The sequence below is a fragment of the Methylocapsa sp. S129 genome (genome assembly GCF_009765995.1).
Classification (GTDB): Bacteria; Pseudomonadota; Alphaproteobacteria; order Rhizobiales; family Beijerinckiaceae; genus Roseiarcus.
In genome coordinates this window covers 448,824-474,910 of the sequence record NZ_LMUI01000011.1, presented here as the reverse complement: position 1 = coordinate 474,910, position 26,087 = coordinate 448,824, and the positions used below count along the sequence as shown (strand labels likewise).

General features: G+C 62.4%; 22 protein-coding genes. 7 read left to right on the top strand and 15 right to left on the bottom strand.

From position 1 onward, the window contains the following. The first annotated feature begins 16 nt into the window (after positions 1–16). On the top strand, positions 17–790 hold the full coding sequence (locus tag GSQ90_RS04655; RefSeq protein ID WP_158813628.1) for an enoyl-CoA hydratase: 774 nt from the start codon (positions 17–19) through the stop codon (positions 788–790). A gap of 10 nt (positions 791–800) precedes the next feature. Here GSQ90_RS04655 and GSQ90_RS04650 read toward each other — a convergent pair whose 3' ends face one another. Further along, positions 801–1,586: a 3-hydroxybutyrate dehydrogenase gene (locus GSQ90_RS04650; protein WP_158813627.1), complete on the bottom strand. Its 786-nt coding sequence runs from the start codon at positions 1,584–1,586 to the stop codon at positions 801–803. Positions 1,587–1,733: 147 nt separating this feature from the next. On the opposite strand from GSQ90_RS04650, the gene GSQ90_RS04645 reads away from it, so the two are divergent. Continuing rightward, positions 1,734–2,336, top strand: a complete 603-nt coding sequence (locus tag GSQ90_RS04645) for a lipocalin family protein (protein WP_210254813.1) — start codon at positions 1,734–1,736, stop codon at positions 2,334–2,336. Positions 2,337–2,351: 15 nt separating this feature from the next. On the opposite strand, the gene GSQ90_RS04640 is transcribed toward GSQ90_RS04645, so the two are convergent. Together GSQ90_RS04640 and GSQ90_RS04635 are read right to left on the bottom strand one after the other, a co-directional pair. Beyond that, positions 2,352–3,203 (bottom strand): class I SAM-dependent methyltransferase, encoded by an 852-nt coding sequence (locus tag GSQ90_RS04640; RefSeq protein ID WP_246731402.1) that lies wholly within the window; start codon positions 3,201–3,203, stop codon positions 2,352–2,354. A 69-nt stretch (positions 3,204–3,272) separates the two neighbouring features. Beyond that, positions 3,273–4,034 carry a FadR/GntR family transcriptional regulator gene (locus GSQ90_RS04635; protein ID WP_158813626.1) on the bottom strand — a complete coding sequence of 254 codons (762 nt, stop codon included), beginning with the start codon at positions 4,032–4,034 and terminating at the stop codon, positions 3,273–3,275. 305 nt (positions 4,035–4,339) lie between these two features. Between GSQ90_RS04635 and ispG the strand changes: the two genes are divergently transcribed. Then, the gene (gene ispG / locus GSQ90_RS04630; protein ID WP_158813625.1) at positions 4,340–5,614 is read left to right on the top strand and encodes a flavodoxin-dependent (E)-4-hydroxy-3-methylbut-2-enyl-diphosphate synthase; all 1,275 of its coding nucleotides are present in this window, start codon (positions 4,340–4,342) and stop codon (positions 5,612–5,614) included. A gap of 67 nt (positions 5,615–5,681) precedes the next feature. Here ispG and GSQ90_RS04625 read toward each other — a convergent pair whose 3' ends face one another. The 4 genes from GSQ90_RS04625 to GSQ90_RS04610 all read right to left on the bottom strand — a co-directional run bounded on the left by GSQ90_RS04625 (position 5,682) and on the right by GSQ90_RS04610 (position 9,809). Next, positions 5,682–5,945 carry a hypothetical protein gene (locus tag GSQ90_RS04625; protein ID WP_158813624.1) on the bottom strand — a complete coding sequence of 88 codons (264 nt, stop codon included), beginning with the start codon at positions 5,943–5,945 and terminating at the stop codon, positions 5,682–5,684. A 263-nt stretch (positions 5,946–6,208) separates the two neighbouring features. Beyond that, on the bottom strand, positions 6,209–7,171 hold the full coding sequence (locus GSQ90_RS04620; RefSeq protein ID WP_158813623.1) for a right-handed parallel beta-helix repeat-containing protein: 963 nt from the start codon (positions 7,169–7,171) through the stop codon (positions 6,209–6,211). Positions 7,172–7,609: 438 nt separating this feature from the next. Next, positions 7,610–9,118, bottom strand: coding sequence for an MFS transporter (locus tag GSQ90_RS04615; RefSeq protein WP_158813622.1), 1,509 nt, complete (start codon positions 9,116–9,118; stop codon positions 7,610–7,612). A 70-nt stretch (positions 9,119–9,188) separates the two neighbouring features. Continuing rightward, positions 9,189–9,809 carry a TetR/AcrR family transcriptional regulator gene (locus GSQ90_RS04610; RefSeq protein ID WP_158813621.1) on the bottom strand — a complete coding sequence of 207 codons (621 nt, stop codon included), beginning with the start codon at positions 9,807–9,809 and terminating at the stop codon, positions 9,189–9,191. 147 nt (positions 9,810–9,956) lie between these two features. On the opposite strand from GSQ90_RS04610, the gene GSQ90_RS04605 reads away from it, so the two are divergent. After that, entirely contained in the window at positions 9,957–10,832 is an 876-nt protein-coding gene (locus GSQ90_RS04605) for an alpha/beta fold hydrolase (RefSeq protein WP_158813620.1), read from the top strand. Between the two features lie 14 nt (positions 10,833–10,846). On the opposite strand, the gene GSQ90_RS04600 is transcribed toward GSQ90_RS04605, so the two are convergent. The 6 genes from GSQ90_RS04600 to GSQ90_RS04575 form a co-directional block, all read right to left on the bottom strand. Continuing rightward, the gene (locus GSQ90_RS04600) at positions 10,847–11,851 is read right to left on the bottom strand and encodes a Gfo/Idh/MocA family protein (protein ID WP_158813619.1); all 1,005 of its coding nucleotides are present in this window, start codon (positions 11,849–11,851) and stop codon (positions 10,847–10,849) included. A gap of 66 nt (positions 11,852–11,917) precedes the next feature. After that, entirely contained in the window at positions 11,918–12,952 is a 1,035-nt protein-coding gene (locus GSQ90_RS04595; RefSeq protein WP_158813618.1) for an aldo/keto reductase, read from the bottom strand. 184 nt (positions 12,953–13,136) lie between these two features. Next, a complete protein-coding gene (locus GSQ90_RS04590) occupies positions 13,137–14,348 on the bottom strand; it encodes a hypothetical protein (protein ID WP_158813617.1) in 1,212 nt (403 codons plus the stop codon). Positions 14,349–14,623: 275 nt separating this feature from the next. Further along, entirely contained in the window at positions 14,624–15,424 is an 801-nt protein-coding gene (locus tag GSQ90_RS04585; protein WP_174247440.1) for an ATP-binding cassette domain-containing protein, read from the bottom strand. Then, on the bottom strand, positions 15,400–16,488 hold the full coding sequence (locus GSQ90_RS04580) for an ABC transporter permease (RefSeq protein WP_158813615.1): 1,089 nt from the start codon (positions 16,486–16,488) through the stop codon (positions 15,400–15,402). Before GSQ90_RS04580 ends, GSQ90_RS04585 begins: the two co-directional genes overlap by 25 nt. Positions 16,489–16,753: 265 nt before the next feature. Continuing rightward, positions 16,754–17,725 (bottom strand): sugar ABC transporter substrate-binding protein, encoded by a 972-nt coding sequence (locus tag GSQ90_RS04575; RefSeq protein ID WP_158814224.1) that lies wholly within the window; start codon positions 17,723–17,725, stop codon positions 16,754–16,756. Between the two features lie 331 nt (positions 17,726–18,056). Between GSQ90_RS04575 and GSQ90_RS04570 the strand changes: the two genes are divergently transcribed. From GSQ90_RS04570 to pgl, 3 genes are read left to right on the top strand one after another with little or no spacing between them, the layout of a single operon-like run. Beyond that, the gene (locus GSQ90_RS04570) at positions 18,057–19,322 is read left to right on the top strand and encodes an ROK family transcriptional regulator (protein ID WP_158813614.1); all 1,266 of its coding nucleotides are present in this window, start codon (positions 18,057–18,059) and stop codon (positions 19,320–19,322) included. Between the two features lie 30 nt (positions 19,323–19,352). After that, positions 19,353–20,828 (top strand): glucose-6-phosphate dehydrogenase, encoded by a 1,476-nt coding sequence (gene zwf / locus GSQ90_RS04565; protein ID WP_158813613.1) that lies wholly within the window; start codon positions 19,353–19,355, stop codon positions 20,826–20,828. Further along, the gene (gene pgl / locus GSQ90_RS04560) at positions 20,825–21,535 is read left to right on the top strand and encodes a 6-phosphogluconolactonase (protein ID WP_158813612.1); all 711 of its coding nucleotides are present in this window, start codon (positions 20,825–20,827) and stop codon (positions 21,533–21,535) included. Before zwf ends, pgl begins: the two co-directional genes overlap by 4 nt. 101 nt (positions 21,536–21,636) lie before the next feature. On the opposite strand, the gene GSQ90_RS04555 is transcribed toward pgl, so the two are convergent. Next, on the bottom strand, positions 21,637–24,768 hold the full coding sequence (locus GSQ90_RS04555) for an efflux RND transporter permease subunit (RefSeq protein ID WP_158813611.1): 3,132 nt from the start codon (positions 24,766–24,768) through the stop codon (positions 21,637–21,639). Then, positions 24,765–25,895, bottom strand: a complete 1,131-nt coding sequence (locus GSQ90_RS04550; protein ID WP_158813610.1) for an efflux RND transporter periplasmic adaptor subunit — start codon at positions 25,893–25,895, stop codon at positions 24,765–24,767. Before GSQ90_RS04550 ends, GSQ90_RS04555 begins: the two co-directional genes overlap by 4 nt. Between the last annotated feature and the right edge of the window lie 192 nt (positions 25,896–26,087).

Genomic DNA, 26,087 nt, shown 5'->3' with positions numbered 1-26,087 from the left:
ATCCGGGAGCCGCCCAATGACCTATGCCAATATCCTCGTCGAAACGCATGGCCGGGTCGGCCTGATCAGGCTCAACCGGCCGCAGGCGCTGAACGCCCTGAATCAGGCGCTGATCGACGAACTCAACGTCGCCCTTAGCCTTTTCGAGAAAGACGCCGCGATTGGCGCCATTGTCCTGACGGGTTCGGAAAAAGCCTTCGCCGCCGGCGCCGACATCAAGGAAATGCGGCCCAAATCCTACATGGACGCCTATCTCGAGGATTTCATCACGAGTTGGGAAGGCGTGTCGCGCCTGCGCAAGCCGATCATAGCGGCGGTCGCGGGCTTTGCGCTGGGCGGCGGCTGCGAACTTGCGATGATGTGCGACTTCATCCTCGCCGCCGACACCGCCAAATTTGGCCAGCCTGAAATCAAGATCGGAATCATTCCCGGCGCTGGCGGCACCCAGCGGCTGACCCGTTTTGTCGGCAAATCCAAGGCGATGGACATGTGCCTGACCGGCCGCATGATGGACGCCGCCGAAGCCGAGCGCGCCGGGCTCGTCTCGCGCGTGATTCCCGCCGACAAATTGGTGGAAGAGGCGCTCAAGGTCGCCGCCTCGATCGCCGCGTTGTCGCCGCCCTCCGTCATGCTCGCCAAGGAATGCGTCAATCGCGCCTATGAAACGACGCTCAGCGAAGGCGTGCGCTTCGAGCGCCGCGTATTCCATTCGCTGTTCGGGACGGAGGATCAGAAGGAAGGCATGGGCGCCTTCATCGAAAAGCGGGCGGCGGCGTTCAAGGGCCGGTGAAGCGCGCGGCCTATCCCGCCGTCCAGCCCCCGTCGATCGAAAGATTGGCGCCGGTGATCTGCGCGGCGGCGTCCGAGCAGAGATAGACGGCGAGCGAAGCGACCTGATCGGCCGTCACAAATTCCTTGGTCGGCTGGGCGGCGAGGATCACATCATTGATGACCTGTTCCTTCGTCAGATTGCGCGCCTTCATCGTATCGGGAATCTGGCGCTCGACGAGCGGCGTCCAGACATAGCCGGGCGAGATGCAATTGGCGGTGACGCCGAAGGTCGCCAGTTCCAGCGCGACCGTTTTGGTCAGGCCGGCAATGCCATGCTTGGCCGACACATAGGCCGATTTGAACGGCGAGGCGACGAGCGAATGAGCCGAGGCCGTGCTGACGATGCGGCCCCATTTGGCCGCCTTCATGCCGGGAACGGCGGCGCGAATGGCGTGGAAAGCGGCCGACAGATTGATGGCGATGATCGCGTCCCATTTCTCGACCGGAAAATCCTCGATCGGCGCGACATATTGGATGCCGGCATTGTTGACGAGAATGTCGAGCGAACCCAGCCTGCCTTGCGCGTCTTTCACCATCGCGCCGATCTCGGCCGGCTTCATCATATCGGCGCCATTGTAGAAAGCCTTGACCCCGAAGTCCTTCTCGATGCTCGCCCGCTCGGTTTCGATCGCCGCCGCATCGCCCATCCCGTTGATGACGACATTGGCGCCTTCTTTGGCCAGCGCGCGGGCGATGGCGAGCCCGATGCCGCTGGTCGAGCCAGTGACGAGCGCGTTGCGTTTTGAAAGAGACATTCAAGGCTCCTGGGCATGGCCGCGGCGGCGGGACAGGCGTTATATTGCATCGAAATAGGGAAGGCGAGGGTCGAGACGGGCGTCCCAAGGCTTCGGCCCCGTGCTATTATCGTGCAGTCGCAACCGGACGATGAGGCGAGAGCGGCGATGACGAACGGTCGGCGACGAAGCGCCATCGCAGCGGCATTGCTTGGCGTAAGTCTGCTTGGCGCGGCGCCCTGCGCGGGCGCGGGCATGGCGACGACGACGCCGCTCGCCGTCGCGCCGCAGGTCGATCTCGAGAAGATGGCGGGCGGCTGGTATATCGTCGCCAATATTCCCAACTGGTTCGAGGCCCCGCTTGTCGGGCTTTACGATATTTATTCGCGCCGCCCCGACGGCGACATTGCCGAAAATTTCTATACCCATTCCGGATCATTCAGCAGTCCGCTCAAACATTACGAGGTTCACGACTGGGTGGAGCCCGGGTCGAACAACGCCAAATGGCGGGTGCAGATTTTCTGGCCGTTCAATTTTGCGTTCTGGGTGCTTTATGTCGATCCGGAATATCGCACCGTCCTTTTCGGCTATCCCGACCGATCCTTGGGTTGGATTTTTTCGCGCAAGCAAACCATCGATGAAGCGACCTACCAATCGCTGCTGGCGCGTTTCGGCGCTCTTGGTTACGATGTCTCGAAATTCCGCCGCGTCGTGCAATTGCCTTCGCAAATCGGCCAGAAGGGCTTTGGCGGCGACGCCGGTGAGAAATGAGCGCCGCCGTCGCCGCTATGGCTTGACGAATTTCAAGACAAACCGGTCGCTCTCGCCGATTGCGGCGTATTTTTCGCGATCCTGATCCTTGAGGCGATAGGTCGGCGGCAGCGCCCAGACGCCAACCGGATAATCCTTGGTGTCCTTCGGGTTGGCGTTGATTTCCGAGGCGCCGGCGAATTTGAACCCGGCCGCCTCAGCCAATGCGATGGCGTAATCCTGCCGGACATAGCCACTCTTGGCCAAAGGGTCCTGCGGCTGGTCGGCGCGCCCGCGATGCTCTTCGACGCCGAGCACGCCCCCGGGTTTCAACGCTTTGAAGAAGGCCGTAAAGGCTTGATCGGCCGTTCCCCCCGCCATCCAATTATGGATGTTGCGAAAAGTCAGCACGAAATCGGCCGTGCCGGCGGGCGCAAGTTCTTTGACGCCGGGATGGAATTCAGCGACCTCGACCTTGCCGTAGTCGGTAGGATCGGCCGCGATTTTCGCCGCGAATCCCGCATTGTCTTTCTGCACTTCCGTCGAGGGAGAATCCTTGTCCCCGTTGGCGGCGATATAGCGCCCATGCGCCTTGAGATAGGGTCCCAAAATCTCCGTCCAGTAGCCAGAGGCGCCAGGCAGAATTTCAACGACATTGGAATTATCGGCGACGCCAAAAAACGTCAAAACTTCGAAAGGATGGCGAAAAACATCGCGGGCCCGGTTCGCTTCGCTCCGTTGCGCTCCAGCGACCAGCGTTTGAAGAGCGCCGGAATCGACGCCTTGGGCTAAAGCCCCGACCGGCGGGGCGGAAAACGCCATCGTCAGGCCTGTAATTGCGACGACGACCGCCCGCCTCGCCAGCGTGCGTGTAATCCTGGAGGTCACCGGCAAACTCCCGCTATTATTTTCTACTAAAATAATAGACTGATCCCGCCATTCGTCAAGGAAGACGGTTCAGGCTTGGCGCGCTGGCCTGGAAATGCCGCTGATATCCATTTCGCGGCGCACGTCGGCGACCGAATCGCGCAGGAGTTCGGCCATCCGCTCGCGCGCCTCATCCGGGCGCCCTTCGCTGATCGCTTTGAGTACCGCCCGATGCTGATGCAGACGATCGTCGCGGATCGAAGCCTCAGCCCGCCAGCCGAGCTGAAAGGTTCCCACCAGCGCCGTATCGATAAGGCCGCCCAAGGCGCCGATAAACAGATTGCCCGTCGCGTCGAGAATCGCCTGATGGAAGCGCAGATCCGCAGCCGTTACGTCGTCGGTAGCGTCTTTCGAGCCTTCCATATCCGCATAGGCGGCGCCGATGCGCGCAAGCGCCGCCGGATCGCGCGACAGAGCGGCGAGATAGGCGGCCTGCGGCTCGACCATCTGGCGAAGCTGGAAGAGATCGTTGACGAATTCCTCGTTCAAGGCGGCGCGCAAATGCCAGGCGAGAAAATCGGGATCCAGCATGTTCCAGTCGGATTTAGGCCGAACGCTGGTGCCCACTTTCTGGCGCGACACGATCAGGCCCTTGGCGGCAAGCACACGAAAAGCTTCGCGCAAGGTCGGGCGCGAAACCTTGAATCGCTCCAGCAGGATGGCTTCGCCGGGCAAGCGGGAACCGGGAGGATAGACGCCGGCGATGATCTCGCCCCCGAGCGCCGCAGCGAGAAAATCATTGGCGTTGCTTCGCGGCCGCTTTTTTTCCGTCGCAACGCCTCGCCGCCCCAATGCAAGAGGTCCGCCCCCTGACGGCGCCTCCCGCGGAGGCGCCGGTGAGTCGCCTGAAACTGACGTCTGGGTCAAAAATCCACCCCGTCGCATGGTGCGCGCGCCGCCGCGCATAAAAAGATCGATTATCGCATTGATTCCCGTCGCTGCGATGACAACTCATCGGCATGCCGGTCGCCGCGTTGAAATCGACGCTAATGACAAAGAATGGGCGGTGCAATAGAAACATCGGCGCATATATCAGGCAATGGCGCGCCGCCATGGCGGCCGACTGCCTATGCCTGTAGGAGGCTAGCGAGAAGCCCATGACTTTGACCATAAGACAACCCGGAATCGGCCCGGCGGCCCGCCACAGGAGTGTCGGCGTGCGCGTCGGCGCCGGGGCAGGCGCCGTGACGGTGGGGGCTGGCGCGCCAATCGTCGTGCAGTCCATGACCAACACCGACACCGCCGATATCGAGGGGACCGCACGCCAGGTCGCCGCGCTCGCCAGAGCGGGTTCGGAACTGGTGCGCATCACCGTCGATCGGGACGAAGCCGCCGCCGCCGTGCCCCATATCCGCGACCGGCTCGCACAAATGGGCGTCGCCACGCCCCTCATCGGCGACTTTCACTACATCGGCCATAAATTGCTCGCCGATCATCCCGCCTGCGCCGAGGCGCTCGATAAATACCGAATCAATCCGGGCAATGTTGGCTTCAAGAACAAACGGGACAAGCAGTTCGGCCAGATCGTCGAAATGGCGATCAAGCATGGCAAGACGGTTCGCATCGGCGCCAATTGGGGCTCGCTCGATCAGGAATTGTTGACTCATCTGATGGACGAGAACGCCGCTTCCGCCGCTCCGATCGAGGCGCGGGCGGTGACGCGCGAGGCGATGGTCCAGTCGGCGTTGCTATCGGCCGCGCGAGCGGAAGAAATCGGCCTTGCCCGCGATCGCATCATCCTCTCGGCCAAGGTTTCGGCCGTGCAGGACCTCATCACGGTTTACCGCATGATGGCGGCGCGCTCGGACTATGCGCTGCATCTCGGCCTGACCGAAGCGGGCATGGGCTCTAAGGGCATCGTCGCTTCATCGGCGGCGATGGGGGTCCTGCTGCAGGAAGGAATCGGCGATACGATCCGCGTGTCGTTGACGCCGGAGCCAAAAGGCGATCGCACGCTGGAAGTCAAAGTCGCACAGGAAATCCTGCAGACGATGGGCTTTCGCACTTTCGTGCCGCTGGTGGCCGCCTGTCCCGGCTGCGGGCGCACAACCTCGACCGTTTTTCAGGAGCTGGCGAGCGACATTCAGACCTATATCCGCGATGAAATGCCGGGCTGGAAAACGCGTTATCCCGGCGTCGAAACCCTCAACGTCGCGGTGATGGGCTGCATCGTCAATGGGCCGGGCGAAAGCAAACACGCCGATATCGGCATTTCCCTTCCCGGCACCGGCGAGACGCCCGCCGCCCCGGTGTTCATTGACGGCGCCAAGGCCTTGACCCTGCGCGGCCCGACCATCGCCGCCGATTTCAAGGCGCTGGTGGTGGATTACATCGAGAACCGTTTTGGAGCTAAGGGCATGGCGGCCGAATAGAGGCAGCCGAAGAGACCGCCTTTCCCTATTCCCTTCGCCGCCGTTCGCGACGACAACAACGCATCCGTCACGCCCGCCCGCGACTCTCCGCTTCGCAGCCGTTTGTGGAACTCTCCGCAACCCGCGCCGCAGCCCCGGCCAGGCGCCGCTGTCCGAGCCCAGCCGCCAGCAGTGCGCCGACGATATGGCACACGGCGATCAGCAGCATGGTGACGGCGAACGCCTGCGCGAAAGCCTGCGGATCGTTGCGCTGACCCAGGACAGCGTAGAACAGGCCGCCAAGCACCGCCACGCCGATGGCCGCGCTGACCTGCAGCGTTGAATTCACCATGCCGCCGACCAGCCCAGCGCGATGCGTCGCCACCCGTTCGACGATGACCCGGGACTACGGCGACAGATACGCAATTCCCTCTTTCAACTCCACCGTCCGAGCGACGCCAACCCTCCCCTCAAGCGGTCCTGGGAGCGGCGGAATCGCGGTTTGCCGCTCATCCGCCGCGCGCGGCATATCGCCTTTGCAGGCTGACGCGCGAATTTCGGCGTTTGGGCAAGGCGTGGACCACGCCGATCCCACGCCCGGCAAGGCGCAAACCTTCACTGCAACGTCGTGGACGTGAAGGCCCCGTCAAAGTCGAAGGTGTTGCCATGAACCGCGTTATCCTGGAAGGAATGGGCGACGCCGGGGCCGAAGACCGAGACGATCGCGCCATATTCGTTGTTGGTGAGGCTCGACCGTCTCACCCATGCGATGGCGGCGTCGTACACGCCAAGGCCGATGGCGTTGCCGTTCGCCGTCACATTGTCGAGAAACACCGTCGTGTTCGGCGAGGGATCGGCGACGATGTTAAAGCCGGTTGACCTATTACCGGTCGCGGCAACGTCGACGGCCGTCATATAGACCGTGCCCGTCGTGCTTGCGCCATAGACGTCAATACCCTCCGACAAATTGTTGGCGACCGTGACCCTTTTTATGAGGCCGGTGACGCCGGCGGCGCCGGACGGCGCGATAGAGATTCCATCGCCGCCGTTGTCAGACGACGTGACGTCGGTGATCAGCAAGGTCAGCGCGCCGCTGGCCGGCTGTGCCCGAATGCCGGCGTTCCCGGCGAAGTGGCGCACGACGCAATTGGCGATCGTGACCGAACCCGCCGCCTCGACCAAAATTCCCACGCTGGCGACGCCGAGTCCGTCGATGTTGAGCCCACGCAGCGTCACGGAATCGCTCGTCCCGGCGTTGATGATGATGGCGTTCTGACCTGACACGGCCTGCTGCACGCCCGCCGTACCGACGCCGTCATTGACGATGCTGATCGCCTTGCTGATGGTGATCGCGCCATAGCCGGCAGGATCGAGCACGTCGATTTCGCCGCCGGCGGCGATGATATTGTCGTGGACGTACTGAAAGCTGCGGCAGGGCGAGGTCGGCGCGCCGCAACCGGCGGCGTCGGCGCCATGTCCGGACACAAAGGCGCGGTTCGCTTGCGCATAAGCGGGCGTGGCGAGGGCGGCGATAAACAAGGCGCCTGAGAGAACTGACAACGGTACAGGTTTAATCATCAAACGCATCTCCAATCTTGCTCCCGGAGTGTCCGGCGCGGCGGCGGTTAGGAGCGCGGATGATCGTTCTCCAGGTGGTGAAAATGAGACGCAATTTATTGACCGCCGGAGCGCCTGTCTTGGACGGCGCGGCACGGAACTTGACCCGGACGGAACAAAGGAAAGCTTTATGATGGCGCTTGATCGCCCGCGGGGCGGCCACCGCGATGGACCGCGACCGGAATTAGGGCGCGTAGTTCCCTCTTTCAACGCGACGCTCGACTAAAGCAGGACAGCCGCTCAATCCGCACCGTGCCGAACCGCTAGCGTACCGCTATGATTTTGGCATATCCCGAAGCTCAAAAACTTGCTTGAGCGCGCCGAGACCTGCCCGTTTCGACCAAAAATCATCGCGCTCCACAGGATGCCGCTCTCCGGAATCGCCGGCGCCCTTGCCCATCACGCCCGCCCGCGGTTCTCCGCTTCGCAACCGCCTCCGGAAGTCTCCGCGGCGCGCGCCGCCGCCCTCACTGGCCGCCGCTGACCGAGTCCCGCCGCGAGCAGGGCGCCCACGACATGACAAGCGGCGATCAGCAGCATGGTGACGGCGAAAGCCTGGGCCAGGGCTTGCGGATCGGTCCGCCGCCCCAGAACGGCGTAGAAGACGCCGCCGAGCACCGCCACGCCGATCGCGGCGCTCACCTGCAAGGTCGAGTTCACCATGCCGCCGACTAGCCCCGCGCGGCTCTGCGCGACCCGCTCGACGACGACCCGGACCATGGTCGGGATTGACATGCCCATGCCGAGCCCGATCAGCAGCAGCGCCGTCGCGAACGGCCCGAACGGCGGCATCAAACCAGGCGACGTCAGCGCGGCGACGGCGGCGAGAGCGACAAGGCCGGTCGCCGAGAGCGCGAACCCGACGGACGGCGCCGCCGTTCCCATCCGGTCGCCAACCATCGGGCTGGCGAAAGACCCAAGGAGAAAGCCGATCGAGAAGGGCAGGATGGCGAGACCGGCTTCCAGAGCCGTGCGCCCGAGGCCGGCCTGGAGATAGATCGAGAAGGTCAGGAAGAACGCCGCCAGCGCATAGAGCGTGGCGATCGCGCCAAGGCCCCTCAGCAACCCCGGCGAAGCGAAGGCGTCGATCGCCACCAAAGGTTCGCCGCCCGCCTTCGCCAGGCGAATCTCGTAGCGCCGGAAGGCTTCGGCGAACAAAGGCGTCGTCAACAGCATCGCGATCGACCACCAGGGCCAGCCGCGCTCGCGGCCCTCGATCAAGGGCAGCACCAGCGCGGTGAGGGCGGCCGCAGATAAAAACACGCCGATGAGATCGAGACGCGGACGGGTTCCGCCATGGGTTTGGCGCAGCAACGGGATCGCCGCCGCGAAAGCGGCGATAGCGATGGGCAGGTTGATCAGGAAGACCAGCCGCCAGCCGAGTCCGCCGATGTCAGCGCCGACGAGGGCGCCGCCCAACAATTGGCCGACGATCGAGGACAGGCCGAGGGTGATTCCATAAATGCTCAGGGCGCGGCCGCGCTCATGGGCGGGGAATAGGGCATGGACGGAGGCCAGCGCCTGCGGCGCCATGGCGGCGGCGGCCAGCGCCTGCAACAGCCGGCCGAGAATCAGCGAGGTCGGCGACCAGGCGAGGCCGCACAGGGCCGAGGCGAGCGCGAAGCCGGCGAGCCCGGCCAGAAACACGGACTTGCGCCCAAAAATGTCGCCGAGCCGCCCGCCGGTAATCAGAAACACGGCATAGACCGAGGCATAGCCCGATATGACGAGTTGCACGTCGGCCGAACTGGCGCGCAGGCCTGTGGTGATCGAAGGCATTGCGACATTGACGATGAAGAAATCGAGCGGAGCGAGGAAAGCGCCGACGAGCAGCACCGCCAGCGCCGCCCAGCGGCGCGGATCGAGCATTTCGCTTTCGGCCGGCGCAATCGTCGTCAGTGGATTCATCGTCGCAATCCCTTCTTATTATGGAACAGTCAGTTCCTAATTGGAGCCGTTTTCCCGACGGGGCCCGTCTTCAAACCATTGTCCTCAGCGCCACATCGACGACTTCGGCCATCTCGCTTTCGCTCGGCCCTGTCTTGCCGAGCACGCGCAGGCCCTGGACCGTGCAGAGCAACAGCCGGGCGATCGCCCGTTCGTCATAGTCGCGAGGAATTTCGCCCGCCGTCTGGCCACGGATCACCGCCGCCGCGAACAAATCCTGCATCCGCCGGAACATCCGCGTGATAAGGACGCTGACCTCCACGTCGCCCGGCATCATCTCCATGGCGGCGGCCGTGATCAGGCAGCCCTGCCGCCCCTGCCCTTCGGCGGCGCGCCGCGCATAGCCCATCAGAGCCTCGCGGATCGCCGCGCGGGCCGAACCGGGTTGCGCCAGGGCGTCGCCAACCCGCTGCAGCGATCCCGCGGTATAATGATCGAGCGCGGCCAGGAACAACGACCTTTTGTCGTGAAACGCCTTGTAAAGGCTGCCCCGCGCAAGCCCCGTCCCCTCGGTCAGATCCTGAACCGAAGTGCCGTGATAGCCATGCGCACGGAAAACCTCGATCGCGTCCGCGACCGCCGCGTCGATGTCGAATTCGCGCGGTCGGCCAGGTCCGCGATCTGGGAGGGGGGCGAGCTTGGACGCTTGCATAGAGGGTATATAGAACCGATCGTTTCCTAATGCAAGACGGAGGCCGCTGGCGTGGTCGACTGAGGCAACGGGGGTCGCCTAATCCGAACGATCGCACTCAGGCTACCAACCTTGCGTACAACCGCCGCCTATGGGAAGCGCTGCCCAATGGAGAGTACGAGCCAAATCGACTGGAGCTGGCAGGGCAAGCCGCTGCACATGGGCGTCACGCGGATGGGTGAGGGGCCGACGATCCTTCTCCTCCCCGCCCTCAGCTCGATTTCGACGCGCGAGGAAATGCGGCCGCTGCAGGCGCTTCTGGCGACCTCATACGCGACCGTCAGCGTCGATTGGCCCGGTTTCGGCGATCAGCCAAAGCCATTCATCGACTGGCGGCCGGACGCCTATCGCGCGTTCCTCGACCATGTCCTTACCCAGGTCGCCCCAAAGCCGCTTGCAACGGTCGCGGTCGGCCATGCCGCTTCCTATGCGCTGCAGCAGGCGGAGGCGGCGGCGGGATCGACGGGCGCGCTTTGCCTGATCGCGCCGACATGGCGCGGCCCGCTGCCCACCATGAGCGGCAAGCCGGCGGCGGCGTTCGAATGGTTTGTGCGTCTCGTCGATCTCAAAGGGCTCGGCGCGTTCGTCTACGCCCTCAACGTCAATCCGCCCGTGGTGCTGATGATGGCGCGCGGCCATGTCTATGCGAATCCGGCTTTCCTGACGCCACAAAAATTCGCCGAAAAACTCAGGGTGACGCGCGCGCCCGGCGCCCGGCATGCTTCAGTCCGTTTCGTCAGCGGCCTGCTCGACCCCGCTCGAAGTCTGGCCGCCTTTCTCGCGGGCGCCCGCCATGTGCGCGACCCTATCTTGGTGCTTTATGGCGCCAACACGCCGCGCAAGTCGCGCGCGGACATGGAGGCTCTGGCGAGCCTGCCCAACGTCGAGCGCCGCACCATTCCACGCGGCAAGCTGGCGGTGCAGGAGGAGGAGCCGGGCGGCGTCGAGGCGGAGATACGGGCGTTCCTCCGCGGGCGCGCCTAGAAAGCAACGCCCGGCTACACCGTCTCCCAGCGCCCGCTCTCGCCCGATCGAAACAAAGCATCGATCACGCGCATATTGGCGATCGCGTCCTCGATTGGATATTCAAGCGGCGCCTCGCCCAGAACGGCGCGGGAGAAGGCGTCGCCTTGCAGCGTATATTGATCGCAGGTTGCGAATTCCTCCCTGCGCGCGCCGCCGCCAAACAGGTCCGCGCCGCTATCGACCGTAATATGCGTCGGACGGTCGGGAGGCGCGTTGAAGGGAATCGCGATTTCGATGCGGCCCTTATCGCCCGCTATCGTCACACGCTGATGCGCCGAGGTCTGGGTCCCGCAAAGAAAGGACAGTTGGCGACCGCCCGGAAATTCGGCGATCGCGCTGACCAGGCGATCGGTTCCCATGACGGGATCGCGGTCGATGACAGCCATCACCCGCGCCGGTTCGGCGCCGAAAATGTACCGCGCGGTCAGGATCGCATAGCAACCGATGTCGTAGAGCGCGCCGCCGCCTGGCGGCTTGTTGCGGATATTGGTCGGGTCGATGAGATGATACGAAAAAAACGTCTGAATCGCGCGCAGTTCGCCGATCGCGCCCGAACGGGCGAGTTCATGCGCGCGCCGCCATTGCGGATGGAAGCGCACCATGAAGGCCTCGGCGACAAGCTTGCCCGAACGTGCGCGGGCGGCGAGCAAAGCCTCCGCCTCGATGGCGTTGAGCGCGATCGGCTTTTCGCAAAGCACGTGCTTGCCCGCCTCCAGCGCGCGCAGCGTCCAGGGAACGTGGAGCTCATTGGGCAGCGGGTTGTAGACGGCCTCGATGGCGGGATCGGCGAGCAGTTCTTCATAGGAGCCATAGGCCTTGGCGATGCCCAGCACGGCGGCGGCGCTCTTCGCCTTTGCAAGGTCGCGCGAGGCGATCGCGTCGATACGCGAAAGCGCCCCCAATTGCATCGCCGGAATCACTTTCTCGACGCCGATCTTGGCGACGCCCAGCACGCCCCAGGAAACTTTTCTTGTCATAAGCGATTCCCCCTAAAATTGTACGAAATCCCTTCTCCCGCTTCGCGGGAGAAGGGATTTCGTATGTCACTCAACCGGCGTCGGCATGCGCGGACCGGCCTGACGCTCCAGCATCCAACCGGGATATTCAGGAACCAGCGCGCTCGCCTTGTCGAGCGCGGCCACTTCCTCCGCGCTCAAATTCACCTTCACCGCCGCCAGATTGTCGTCAAGCTGCTCGATCGTCTTGGCGCCGACGATGACGCTCATCACGCCCGAGCGCTGCAACAGCCACGCGAGCGCGATCTGCGCGACCGACACATTATGCGCCTTGGCGACCGGCTCCATCGCGTCGACGACATCATAGGCGTGTTCGCGATTGACCGGGGGGAAGTCGAACACAAGGCGGCGCGCATCATTTGGCGTCGAACCCTTGCGCGTAAACTTGCCCGACAGAAGTCCGCCGGCCAACGGGCTCCAGACCATGATTCCAAGGCCTTGGTCCTCAACGAGCGGCACGATTTCGCGTTCGAGCTCGCGGCCGGCGATCGTGTAATAGGCCTGCACGGTCTCAAAGCGCGCGTAGCCCTGCTTGCTGGAAATGCCGAGCGCCTTCATGATCTGCCAGGCCGCCATGTTCGAGCAGCCGATCGTGCGAACCAACCCGCGTGAAACGAGATCATCAAGAGCGCGCAAGGTCTCCTCGATCGGCGTCACGCCGTCGAAGCCGTGAATCTGATAGAGGTCGATATGGTCGAGCTGCAGCCGCTTCAGGCTACCGGCGACCTGGTCCATGATATGTCCGCGCGACAGACCCACCGCGTTGGGACCTGGGCCGGTGCGGCCGCGGACTTTGGTGGCGACGACGACGTCCTCGCGCTTGACCGAGAGATCGCGCAAAGCCTGGCCAAGCAGCACTTCCGATTGCCCTTCCGAATAGACATCGGCTGTATCGATAAAATTGACTCCGGCATCGAGCGCGCGCTTGACGATCGCCGTCGCGCCCTGCTGTTCGACCGTGCCGACATTGCGCCAGAAACCGGCGCCGCCATGGAACGTCATCGTTCCCAGGCAAATTTCAGAAACGAACTGGCCGGTGCGGCCGAGCGGACGATATTTCATGAGTGATCCTGAGAACGAGCGAGGAAAGCGCCGCAGATACGGCGTTGCGGGAGCGCCCGCAGGCAGGCGCTAGAACGCAGCTAAGCGCTCCCCCATGGAATCGCAAGACAAACGAAGGTGAACCGCGCCTGCGCGCGGCGCGGCGCGCTAATCTTGGCGCCGCCGGGTTCATACGACCGCGTTCCTACTGCCCCGAAACTTTCGATTGGATGGATTGCAAAACGCTATTCATCTGCAGGAGGTCTTTGTCGCCGGGGCTCACCGGATGGAGTGTCGCGGCAAAGGGCGCCACCCGGAAATTTTTCTCCGCGCCAGCCGGCGCAGCGAGCCGCTTCGGCTCGCCGGTCCCCTTGGTTGCGACGGTTTGTTTACCGGAGCAGACTGGATTCTTGAGATCGGCGACAATACAGACGTATTCCACGGCGGGCTGAGGCGGCGGCGTTGCTTTCTTTAAGGTAACGTTGACCCTGTCGAATAGTTTTTGAACGGCTCCGGCAGATAATCCGGAATTGCCAAACGGGACGTACCAACCCGGGGTGACGCCCGCCGAAATGTTCATTTTGTACCACTTCTCGATCGCGAATTGAGTTACTTCGGTTATGCCGGCGTCAGTGGCCGCGAGGCTTCTGGTCATAAATTCATAAAGACCGAATACACCACCGATTTCGCTTGGATAGTCGCCTGTCGAAATACTGATGTGATTCTTGAACCCCAAGCTCCTTTCGGCTGCTTCCGAGAACTGACACTGATTCCGCAATCGCGGATTTATCAATCGGTGCTTGTATAACGGACTTGTCACATCGCTGACGACATAAACAGCCGTATCTTCGACCTTTTCTTCGACAACCTGGTACTTTGAAATTCTGAGACTATCTGGATTTTTATATTCTATAGCCACCGTCTTGCCGTGCGATTGTTCGGCGATCGGAAATACCTCGGGATCGAATTTGTTTTTGTTCGAAATGACAAAATCCGGCGTCAAATATAAATTCAATAGTTTGAAAACATATTGATCGTTTGCATTCGCGTCGCCGTTAATCTCAACCCCGGTGTTCGGGGCGACGCCGCCGCCAGACGTCCATTTCGTATATGCTTTCGCGAGACTGTTGACTCCTGAACCGGCGAGATTCACGGACGCGTCGTTCGACAAATCAGGGTTGATCGTGATGTTGGCGATCCAATCGGTGGGCTCGAACGGCCGGCGCGTATCAGGGTTGGCGTCGGTTTCACTCTTCACTCTCTCCGACGCAAGATAGAGTTCGCACTCAAGCTGAGTCATAATTTCGGCGTAGCTGAAACTGGTCTCCGGCTCTAGATCTGGAACAAATGCGCACCCCGATACTAGGCCGCAGATTGCAAATGCGGCCAATGCGCCGCCGGCTAAAGTCAAACGCATGGACTCCCCCAAGCCATTCCGCGTTTAAAGTGTAATTTGAAGTATTATGAAGAGTCTATAGAGATTCCAATCGTTAAAACGCTACACGATAGTTTTCTTATCTGCGCACTTGATTTGCAGCCCAACGCGCACACAGCGGTCATCCTAGGCAATTCAAGATTCGCTCTTCAAAGACGAAACGGAGGCGTCATTCGGTCAAAGCACGGCGGTCACCGACGGCTGCGGCGGATGCGCCCAACGGGTCAGTCAAAGTCCGTTCTGCTTGAGGGGCCGCCTTACGCCGCCTGCTCGACAGGCGGCGCCATGGCGCCGGTCATCATCGCGACCGCGTCCGACATCGTTTGCTTCTTAGGATCAATGACCGTCAGGCGCCGCCCGAGGCGATGGATGTGAATGCGGTCGGCGACTTCGAAGACATGCGGCATGTTGTGCGAGATCAGCACGATCGGCAGGCCACGCTTTTTCACGTCGAGGATCAGTTCGAGCACGCGGCGCGATTCCTTGACGCCAAGCGCCGCCGTCGGTTCGTCCATGATGACGACGCGGCTGCCGAAAGCGGCGGCGCGCGCCACCGCGACGCCCTGGCGCTGGCCGCCCGAAAGCGTTTCCACCGTCTGGTTGATGTTCTGGATCGTCATCAAGCCGAGTTCCGAGAGCTTGTCGCGGGCAATCTTCTGCATCGCGCTGCGATCAAGCAGGCGGAAAACCCGACCCAGAACGCCCGGCGCCCGGATTTCACGGCCCAGAAATATATTGTCGGCGATCGATAGAGCGGGGGAAACCGCGAGATTCTGATAGACGGTTTCGATTCCCGCTTGGCGCGCATCGATAGGCGAGCGGAAGTTGACGACCTCGCCGCCGAGCTTGATCTCGCCGGCATCCGGGATAATGGCGCCGCAAAGCGCCTTGATCATCGATGATTTGCCGGCGCCGTTGTCGCCGATGACGGCCAGGATTTCCCCCGGATACAGATCGAAATCCGCATTGTCGAGCGCGGTGACGCGCCCGTAACGCTTGATGAGACCGCGGGCTTGCAGAACGGGGGTTGGGCTCAATTCGACACCCTCCGAATCCATTGATCGAGCGCGACGGCGACGATAATCAAAACGCCGACCGCAAATTGCTGCCAGAGAACATCGAGTCCGGCCAGCGACACGGCGGAGCGGAAAACGCCGACGATCAGCGCGCCGATCAACGTGCCGACGATCGAGCCGCGTCCGCCGAACAGACTGGTGCCGCCGATGACTACGGCGGTGATGCTGTCAAGATTGGCGTCCTGGCCGCTGGTCGGGCTGATCGCGCCGACACGTCCGATCAGAACCCAGCCGGCGACCGAAGAGATGAAGCCCGCAAGGACATAGACGCTCAGAAGAATGCGATCGGTGTTGATGCCCGCCAGATGGGCGGCTTCGCGATCGTCGCCGGTGGCGTAGATATGGCGCCCGAAGGCGGTGCGATTCAGCATGTACCAGACCACGATCGCCAGCGCGACCAGCAGCAAAGTGCCCAGAATGATGCGCGCGCCGGCAAATTCGATGGGGTAGCCCATCAACTGCAGGAACGGCGCCTGGGCCTCGAGATCCCCCGATCGGACCGTCTCGCTCTGCGAATAGAAAGTATTGAGCGCGCCGATGATGCTGAGCGTGCCAAGCGTCACGATGAACGGCGGCATTTTGAGTCGCGTCACCAGCGCGCCGTTAAGAGCGCCAAACACGATGCCGCACATCAGGCCGGCGGGAAAGGCGATGATCAGCGGCAGGCCGTCGATCACGCCGAGCCGGCCCATGACGACCGACGAAATCACCATAATCACGCCAACGGAAAGGTCGATGCCCGCCGTCAGGATGATCAAGGTTTGCGCGATCCCGAGAATGCCGATGATCGTCACCTGAAGCAGGATCGTCGACAGATTGTTGGCGGTCGCAAAGCGCGGATAATTGACTAGGAGGCCGAGCAGGACGCCCATCATCAGAACGACGAAGGGGACCACGGTCGGGTAAGAATGCAAGAAGCGCTGGATGCGTTTAAGAAGCGGAAGATGTTCCTCTTCAAAAGAGGCCTGCGCAGTCGAGGCCGCCGCCAAAGCGCGTTCGAATTCTTGTGGCGTGCGCCCTTCCGCACTCCCAGCAGCCTCTGTCATTTTCCGCCCCACTGTCGCTTCATGCCGCGTGATCGCCTCCGCTAGAAATGCGATGTCGCTTTGCAGTCCGGCGCTGATGCGCTCTTGTTAGGGAATGATTGCAACTTTTCACCCAAATCACAATCGCTTTGCTACGCCACCGGAACGACAGAGTGCAAGAAAAGCAGGAACGCGCTTCCGATCGCCGGCCGCTTCTAAAAAATCGGCGTCCAAGCGATAGCTCAGGCGCCGATTTCATGCGTGGAAGTTCAATCGAGGGCCAGCCTCAGCCCCAGCAGAGCTTCGCGCCTTCGGTGCTGTCGATCGACTTCACGCCGGGGACGGGGTGATCGGTGATCAGCGTCGCGCCGGTGTCGAAGAAATCGAGGCCGGGAGTGCTCACCGGCTTCTTGCCGGTCTTGACGAAATCGACGATCGCTTCGACGCCCTTGGCGGCCATCAGCAGCGGATATTGCTGCGAAGTCGCGCCGATGATGCCTTCCTTGACGCTCTTCACGCCCGGGCAGCCGCCGTCGATCGCGACGACCAGAACGCCCTTGTCTTTGCCAGCGGCTTTAAGCGCGGAATAACCGCCCGCGGCCGCCGGTTCGTTGATCGCATAAACGACGTCAATGTCCGGCGCCTTCTGGAGAATGTTCTCCATCGCCTTGCGGCCGCCTTCCTCGGCGCCCGCGGTCACGTCAGAGCCGACGATCTGCGCGCTGTCGCTCTGCGCGTAATGCTTCTGGTTCTTGACCGGAATGCCAAAACCCGTGAGGAAGCCGTTGTGACGGAGATAGTCGACCGACGGTTCATTCGGGGCAAGATCGAGCGTCGCGATCTTGGCTGTCTTCGCCTTGTCGCCGAGCGTCGCTTTGGCCCATTGGCCGATCAGCTCGCCAGCCTTGAAATTATCGGTGGCGAAAGTCGCGTCGGCGGCGTTGATCGGATCGAGCGGCGTATCGAGCACGATGACGAGAAGCCCCGCCTTGCGCGCCTTTTCGACGGTCGGCACGATCGCGGACGAGTCGCTTGGCACCAGCATGAAGCCCTTGGCGCCGGCCGCGATCAACTCTTCGATCGCAGCAACCTCGCCGTCATTGTCGCCGTCAGCCTTGCCGGCATAAGCTTGCAGCGTGACGCCGAGTTCCTTGGCCTTCTTTTCCGCGCCTTCTTTCATCTTGACGAAGAAGGGATTGGTGTTGGTTTTGGTGATAAGTCCGATGATGGTGTCGGCGGCATGGGCCGGCGCGCCCATCAGCGCGATGGATAGCGCCGCTGCGGCTGCCGTGGACAGAATTGTGAGCTTCTTTGACACTGACTTCCTCCCGAGAATTCTTCACGTTTTTGCGACGGCTGCGTTGGCGCGCCGAATTTTTCGCGATCTACCGAGACGACCATTCAACAAGCCAATTTCGCATCGTCGCTTTCCTATAGGGGCAAAATCGCGCGGCTAAGTCAAATGATAAATCAATCGGTTTGAATTATTGACATCGACGCCCGGGGCGCCCATTCTCGCCCGCTTTAGCGGCGGCCGGACGGCATGACGGGCGCCGTGGCGCCAAAAGGCCGAAAAGCGAAGGCATCCCATGACGCCGGCCGAAGAGCAGAGTTTGGAGTCCGGGTCCGCGTTTTCAATCGCGACCGGTGCGGACCAAGCCGGTGTGCGCCTCTACAATGAGCGATTGATCCTCTCGCTCGTGCGCCGTTACCGTCAGCTCTCCAAGATCGAGGTCGCGCGGCTGACGGGGCTCTCCGTGCAGACCGCGTCGGCGACAATGAACCGATTGCAATTGGACGGCCTGTTGCGTCGCGAGGCGCCCCAAAGAGGACGCGTCGGCCAGCCGACGGTTCCGCTTTCGCTCGATCCCGAAGGCGCCTTCTCGCTGGGGCTCAAGATCGGGCGGCGGAGCTGCGACCTCGTGCTTACCGACTTCGTTGGCGCGATCCGCGAGCGCGCTCATGAAACATTCCCTTATCCGCAGCCTCGTTCGACGCTTGACTTCGTCGCCCGCGCCTTGCCCGCGCTGACGAGCGGCTTGACGGCGCGCCAGCGCGCCCGGTTGGTGGGGCTCGGCATCGCCACGCCTTTCTACTTGTGGAATTGGGGCGCTGAGGTCGGCGCGCCGCCTGGCGCGATGGACGTCTGGCGCAACGTCGACATCAGGAGCGAGATCGCGGCGCTTTGTCCGGTGCCGGTCATCCTTTGCAATGACGCTTCATCGGCCTGTGCGGCGGAATTCTTCTTCGGCGACGGCTGGCGCCGTCACGATTTCCTCTATTTCTTTCTCGGCTCGTTCATCGGCGGCGGCATTGTCGTCGACGGCGCCCTGTTCACCGGGCGAACTGGCACAGCCGGCGCGCTCGGCCCCGTCCCGATCATACGCCTAGAAAACGGGCGGCTCGTGGCGCGCCAACTCATCCATTGCGCATCGATCTACCAGCTTGAGCAAAAGTTGCGCGAGGCCGGCGTCGATCCTTCATCGATCTGGCGCACGCCCGATTCCTGGGATGATTTTTCGAGCCATCTCGACGAATGGATCGAGGAAACCGCGCTTGCGCTCGCCTATGCTTGCCTTGCTGCGATTTCAGTGATCGATTTCGAGGCCGTCATCATCGATGGGGCGATGCCGATCGCGGTGCGCGCGCGGCTCGTCAAGCGCGTCGCGGAAATTTACGAAACGCTCGATCGGCGCGGCCTTGTCGATCCGGCTATAATGGCGGGCTCCGTTGGCGCCGACGCCCGCGCCCTGGGCGGCGCGGCCCTGCCGCTGATCGCAAATTTTGCGCGTGACAGAGAAGTGTTGTTTAAGGACGCGCCGAGCGGGCTAACCCCAGCGCAGCTCAACCAATGACCCATACGTGACGAATCAAAAGAGGCGCGAATGACTTCGCAGATCATCCAAGTCGAACCGTTCGATCTTGTCGTTTTCGGCGGCACCGGGGATCTGGCCTATCGAAAGCTGTTTCCGGCGCTGTTTCATCGCGACAAAGACAATCAGTTCAAGAATCCGACCCGAATCATCGGCGTTTCGCGCCGTCAGATGGAGCGCGATGCTTTTCGCGAGACGGTCAAGGATGCGCTGCTCAAATTCGGCGGCGTGGACGACGCCTCCACCCCGCTTGTCGCTCGCTTCCTGAACCGCATCGAATATGCGCCGGTCGACGTCACGGGCGACGCCGGCTGGGACGGCCTGAAAGCGCTGCTCGGCGCGGACGAGCGGGTGCGCGCCTACTACATGGCGACAAGCCCTGATCTCTTCGGCCCGATCGCCAAGCAATTAGGCGCAAAAGGTCTGGTGACGCCGAGATCGCGCATCATCGTTGAAAAGCCGATCGGCAAGGACGGCGCGAGCGCGGCCGCGATCAACGACGAGATCGGTTCGGTTTTCCCCGAGAAGCGCATTTTTCGCATCGATCATTATCTGGGCAAGGAAACGGTGCAGAATCTGATGGCGCTGCGCTTCGCCAACGCCTTGTTCGAGCCGCTGTGGAACAACGCCCATATCGACCATGTGCAGATCACCGTCGCCGAAACGCTCGGCGTCGAAGGCCGCGGCGCCTATTACGACACGTCCGGCGCGATCCGCGACATGGTGCAGAACCACATGTTGCAATTGCTCTGCCTGGTCGCGATGGAGCCGCCCGCCTCTTTGGAAGCGGATGCCTTGCGCGACGAAAAGCTGAAAGTACTGAAATCGCTCGCGCGGATCGACGGGTCGAATGTGTCGGCGCTGACGGTGCGCGGCCAGTATCGCGGCGGTTTCGCCGACGGCGCGGCCGCTTCGTCCTATCTGCAGGACATCGGCAAAGAGGCGAGCGACACCGAAACCTTCGTCGCCTTGAAGATCGGGGTCGCCAATTGGCGCTGGGCGGGCGTGCCATTCTATTTGCGCACGGGCAAGAGATTGCCGCAGCGCTTCTCGGAAATAGAAATCGGCTTTCGCCGCGTGCCGCACGCCATTTTCGATTCCGGCGCCGATTCCATTCCCGCCAATCGTCTCGTCATCCGCGTCCAACCCGATGAGGGCATCAAGCTTTGGCTGATGATCAAGGAGCCGGGGCCTGGCGGCATGAGGCTGCAGCATGTGCCGCTCGACATGAGCTTCGAGAAGGCCTTTTCCGGTCCCTCGGCCGACGCCTATGAACGCCTGTTGATGGATGTCGTGCGCGGCAATGCCGCCTTGTTCATGCGGCGCGACGAAGTGGAGGCGGCCTGGCGCTTCATCGATCCGATCCGCGAGGCATGGACCCTGTCGCGCGAGCCCCCGCGCCCCTATACGGCTGGCACATGGGGGCCGGCGGCGGCGATTGCATTGATCGAGCGCGACGGACGCACCTGGAATGAGGAATACGAATGACTCTGACTTTGGCAAAACCGCAACGCCGCGAATTCGCCGATGGCGCGGCTTTGGCGCCCGCGTTCGCGCAATGGACGGCGAACCTGCTGCAAAAAAGCGTCGACGAGCGCGGCGAGGCCTTGTTGATCGTGTCCGGCGGTACGACGCCGAAGCGCTTTTTCGCCGCGCTCGCGCTGAGCGCGATCGATTGGGCGCGCGTGACGATCACGCTGGCCGACGAACGTTGCGTGCCGGACGACAATCCGCGGTCGAATGCGCGGCTGCTGCGTGAGACGCTGCTGCGCGATCACGCGGCGGCGGCGCGCTTTGCGCCGCTGGCGGATTCGCGGCTAGCGCCGGAGCAGGAACTGGCGGCGGCGAATGCGCGCATCGCTGACCTTCCTCTCCCTGCCGATGTTGTCGTTCTGGGAATGGGCGACGACGGCCATACCGCATCGTGGTTTCCCGGCGCCGACAATCTTGCCGAGGCCATCGATCCTGGAGCGCGGACGCTTGTCCTGCCGATGCGCGCGCCCGGCGCTCCCGAGCCGCGCCTGACTCTGACCGCGCGCGTGATCCTGCGCGCCCGCGCGCTGGCGCTTCACATCGAGGGCGCGGACAAACTCAAGACGCTTGAGCGCGCGTTTGGCCCGGGACCGATTGAAGAAATGCCGATTCGCGCCGCGCTGCGCGAAACGGCTGGCAGGCTGACGATATTTTCCGCTTGAGCGCGGCGGCAATAAAAAAGCCCCGGATGCGAAATCCGGGGCTTTGATTATTGTGGCGATCGCTGATCGAAATCGGCGCGCCAAGGGCCATTTTCTCGGCCTCAGCCCTTTGGCGGGATCGGTTGGGCGGAGCCCGCCACGCGCTCCCGCAGTTGCTGGAAGACGACATAGAGCATCGGGATAATGAAGATGCCGAAGACAGACGCCGCGAGCATGCCGCCGAACACCGGCGTGCCGACGGCGCGACGGCTGGTCGCTCCAGCGCCGATGGCGATGACGAGCGGCAAGAGTCCGAGGATGAAAGCGAAGCTTGTCATCATCACCGGCCGGAATCGCAATCGCGCGCCGGCGGCAGCCGCCTCTAAGATCGACTTGCCCTGCCGTCGTTGATCCACCGCGAATTCGACGATGAGAATGCCGTTCTTGGCCGCAAGCGCAATCAGCACCACCAACCCGATCTGCGAATAGACATCAAAGCTCCGCCCCGTCACCACCACCGCCGCTATGCCGCCCAAAATACCGACGCTGACCGATAGCAGCACCGGGATCGGAATGTTCCAACTCTCGTATAAAGCCACGAGAAAAAGGTAAGCGAACAGTAGCGCGAGCCCGAGGACGATCGACGTGCCGCCGGCGGCGGCTTTCTCTTGTAGAGCGGTTCCGGTCCATTCATAGCCATAGCCGGCGGGGAGCGTCGTTACCGAAACGCGCTCCATCGCATCGAGCGCCTGGCCCGAACTGAAGCCGGGTTTCGGGGCGCCGTTGATCAGGGCGGCGCGAAAACCGTTGTAACGCACGAGGAGTTGCGGACCTTGAACGATCTCTGGCTGCGCCAGCACGCGCACCGGCACCATGGCCCCCGATCCGTTGCGCACGTAGACGTTGAAGATGTCGTCGATCTCGTTCCGGAACGGCGCATCGGCCTGGACGTTGACCTGCCAGGTTCTACCGAAAATATTGAAGTTATTGACGTAATAGCGGCCGATGGTCGACTGCAGCGCATTGAACAGGTCGGCGATCTTGACGCCGAGCACCTGCGCCTTGTTGCGGTCTATGTCGAGAGAGACCTGCGGAGTATCGGCCGCGAAGGTGCTGAACACGCCGGCGAGTTCCGGCTGCTGGTTCGACGCAACCAGTAGGCCACGCATGGCTGCGGCAATATCGGCCGGCGACTGACCCTGGAACGCCTCAAGCACATATTGGAATCCGCCGGTGTTGCCGAGACCGAGGATAGGCGGCAAGTTAAACGGGAAGACAACCGCCTGCTGGATCGCCGCCAATTTGGGACGAAGCTGACCCACGATGGCCGAGGCGCTTTGGGACGGGTCGGTACGCTGCTCGTAGGGTTTCAGACGGATGACGAAGAAAGCCTGGTTCGACGACGTGATCCCGTCGATGAAATCGAATCCGACCACCGACAGGACGCCCTCGACGCCCGCAATGCCGCGGATGACGTCTTCCGCCTGCTCGACGACCGCCCCGGTCCGGTTGATCGAGGCGCCCTCCGGCAATCGCATGGCGGCGAAGAGCGCGCCCTGATCCTCTTCCGGCAGGAAGCTCTGCGGCGTCTTAGCGAACAGAAACGCCGAGGCCGCCAGGACGCCGATGGCGACGACGACGCCGACCGCCGCGACACGGACCAGCCGGGTCACGATCGACGCATAGCCGTCTCGGACGCGATCGATGCCGCCAAGCACGTAGCGCATCGGCCCGCGGCTCGTTTGGCCGCGCTTGATCAGCACCGAACAAAGCGCCGGACTGAGCGTGAGCGCGTTGAGCGCCGATATCAGCATCGAGACCGAAACGGCCACGGCGAACTGCCGGAACAATTGCCCAGAGATGCCCGGAATGAACGCCACCGGCACAAAGACCGACAGAAGAACAAGTGTGATCGCGATGATCGGCGCGGTGATCTCCGTCATAGCTTTCTTGGTGGCCTCGGGCACCGTCAGATCCGGCTCCTCCTCCACCACGCGTTCGACATTTTCGATAACGACGATCGCATCGTCCACCACGATGCCGATGGCGAGCACCAGCGCCAGAAGCGAGACCGTATTGGCGGTGTAGCCGAGCGCCAACATGAACGCGAAAGCGCCGATGATCGAAACGGGCACGGCGATCAAGGGAATAAGGGTCGTGCGAAGCTTGCCGAGGAACAGGAACACCACGATGCCGACCAGAACGAAGGCCTCGCCCAGCGTGCGCACGACTTCCTCGATGGTGGCCTTGACGAAGACGGTCGTGTCGAAGAAGACGGAATAGGCAAGATCGTTCGGGAAACGCTTGGCCAACTCGTCCATCGTTTGCTGCACGGCCTTCGTCACGTCGACCGCATTGGCGCCAGGCGACTGATAGATGCCGATCGCCGCCGACGGCGCGCCGTTGAAACGCGTGTAGCGATCGGATGAATTGGCGCCCATTTCGACCCGCGCCACGTCCTTGACGCGAACGACCGAGCCGCCAGGATTGGTGCGCAGCACGATGTTCTCGAACTCGGCCGGACTGGTCAGTCGCCCTTGCGTCTTGACGGTGAATTGGCTCCGCTGATCTTTCGACACCGGAGCGGCGCCAATCCGCCCGAGCGCCGCGGGCACATTCTGTCCCTGCACTGCGGTGACGACATCGTTCGGCGTCAGGTTGAGGGCGGTGAGCTGGTTGGGATCGAGCCAGACGCGCAAGGAATAGTCGAGCGGCCCAAACAGGCTCGCCTGGCCGACGCCCTTGATGCGCGATAAGGCGTCGATGACGTTAATGGTCGCGTAATTGCTCAAATAGAGCTGGTCGTAAGAGCCTTTTGGCGAGGTGATCAGCAGCACTTGCAATAGCGCGGCGGACTTTTTCCGGATCGAGAGGCCTTGCCGCGTCACTTCGTCGGGCAATTGCGCCTCGGCCAAGGTGGCGCGATTTTGGACGTTGACCGTGTCGATGTCGGGGTTGGTTCCGAGAGCGAAAGTGACGTTGAGCGTGTAGCTGCCGTCGGCGCCGCTGGTCGACTGATAGTAGAGCGCGTTGTCGACGCCGTTGACCTGCTCCTCGATCGGCTGGGCGACCGTCGTTTCCACGACCTCGGCGTCCGCGCCGGGATAGTTCGCCGTCAGCGTCACCTGCGGCGGCACGATATCCGGGAATTGCGCGACTGGAATTGTGGCGATGGCGATCAGACCGGCGAGCGTAATGACGATCGAGATGACGAAAGCCAAACGCGGCCGGTCGACGAAGATCGAGGAAATCATCGCTCGGCTCCGGCGCCTGCCGGAATCACTGTCGCCTCAACCACTTGCCCCGGCCGCACTTTTTGAACCCCGTCAACGATCACCTGATCGCCTGCTTCAAGCCCCGAGGCGATGGCGATTTCGGTATTCACCGCCTCCCCGGTCGTGACGCGCTTGGTCTCGACCTTGTGCTCCTTATTGACGACGAGCACATATATTCCCGCTTGGTCCAGTTGCAGCGCCGACCTCGGGATCACAAGGCGCGGCTGCTCTTCGCTCTCCTTGACCTCGACGGTGACAAACGCGCCATCCACCAATTGCCGTTCGGGATTGGGCAGAGTGGCGCGCACGAGCAGCGTATCGGTCTGTTGATCGACCTGATTGCCGATGTAGTTCCATACGCCCGGATGGGCATATTCCTGCCTGTTGGCGAGCTTGATCAACACCTTGATGCTGATCGGTCCGCCGGCATCCTGCTTATGCGCGGCCGTGATATCGGCGATTTGGCGCATGCTCACCGGAAATTCCACATAGATCGGGTCGTCGCTGACGATCGTCGCCAAAACGCCGCTGGCGGAATTGACGAGATTGCCTTGAGTATAAGTTGTCAGACCGATGCGTCCATCGATGGGCGTCGCGATGTCCGTATAGCCGAGATTCTCCTGCGCTATCGCCAATGCCGCCTTGTTCTGGAGAACGCTCGCCTTGGCGCTTTCCAGATTGGCGCGATTCTGATCAAGCGTCGCCTGCGAGACCGTTTGCGTCTTCACCAAGTCGGAGCTGCGATTGAATTGGAGCTGCGCGTTAAGCTCTTGCGCTTCGGCCGCCGCGAGATTGGCGTTCGCCTGATCGACCGCGGCCTGGTATTGCGTCTTCTCGATTTGATAGAGCAGGTCGGCGGTTTTGACGTGCTGACCTTCTGTAAACAGAACTTTCTCTAGGAACCCCTCGACCCGCGCCCGCAACTGCACGGTGTTGACCGCCTTGATCCGGCCGACGAAGTCATAGGAAGGCGTCACGCCTTTCATTTGCGCAAGCTGCACGCCGACGGCGGGCGGCGGCGCGGGCGGCGCGACCTGCTGCGTTTGATTGCACCCAGCCAGCGATGCGGCAAGCATGGCCAATGTCAGAAATCGCGTGCGGTTCATAGTCACGCCGCCCCTCGCAACGAGAAATATGCCGTTCGTGTTCGTGTGGCCTGATCGGCGCCGGAATCCGCAATTTGCGGACCGGCCCGCAAGACCCGTGCGCATAATATGCATGCGTTGGTGGACGTAGTCGAGACCCCTTTCCGCCCGTTGAAATCGCGCCATGAGCACAACGGGATCGGCTCGATTCGT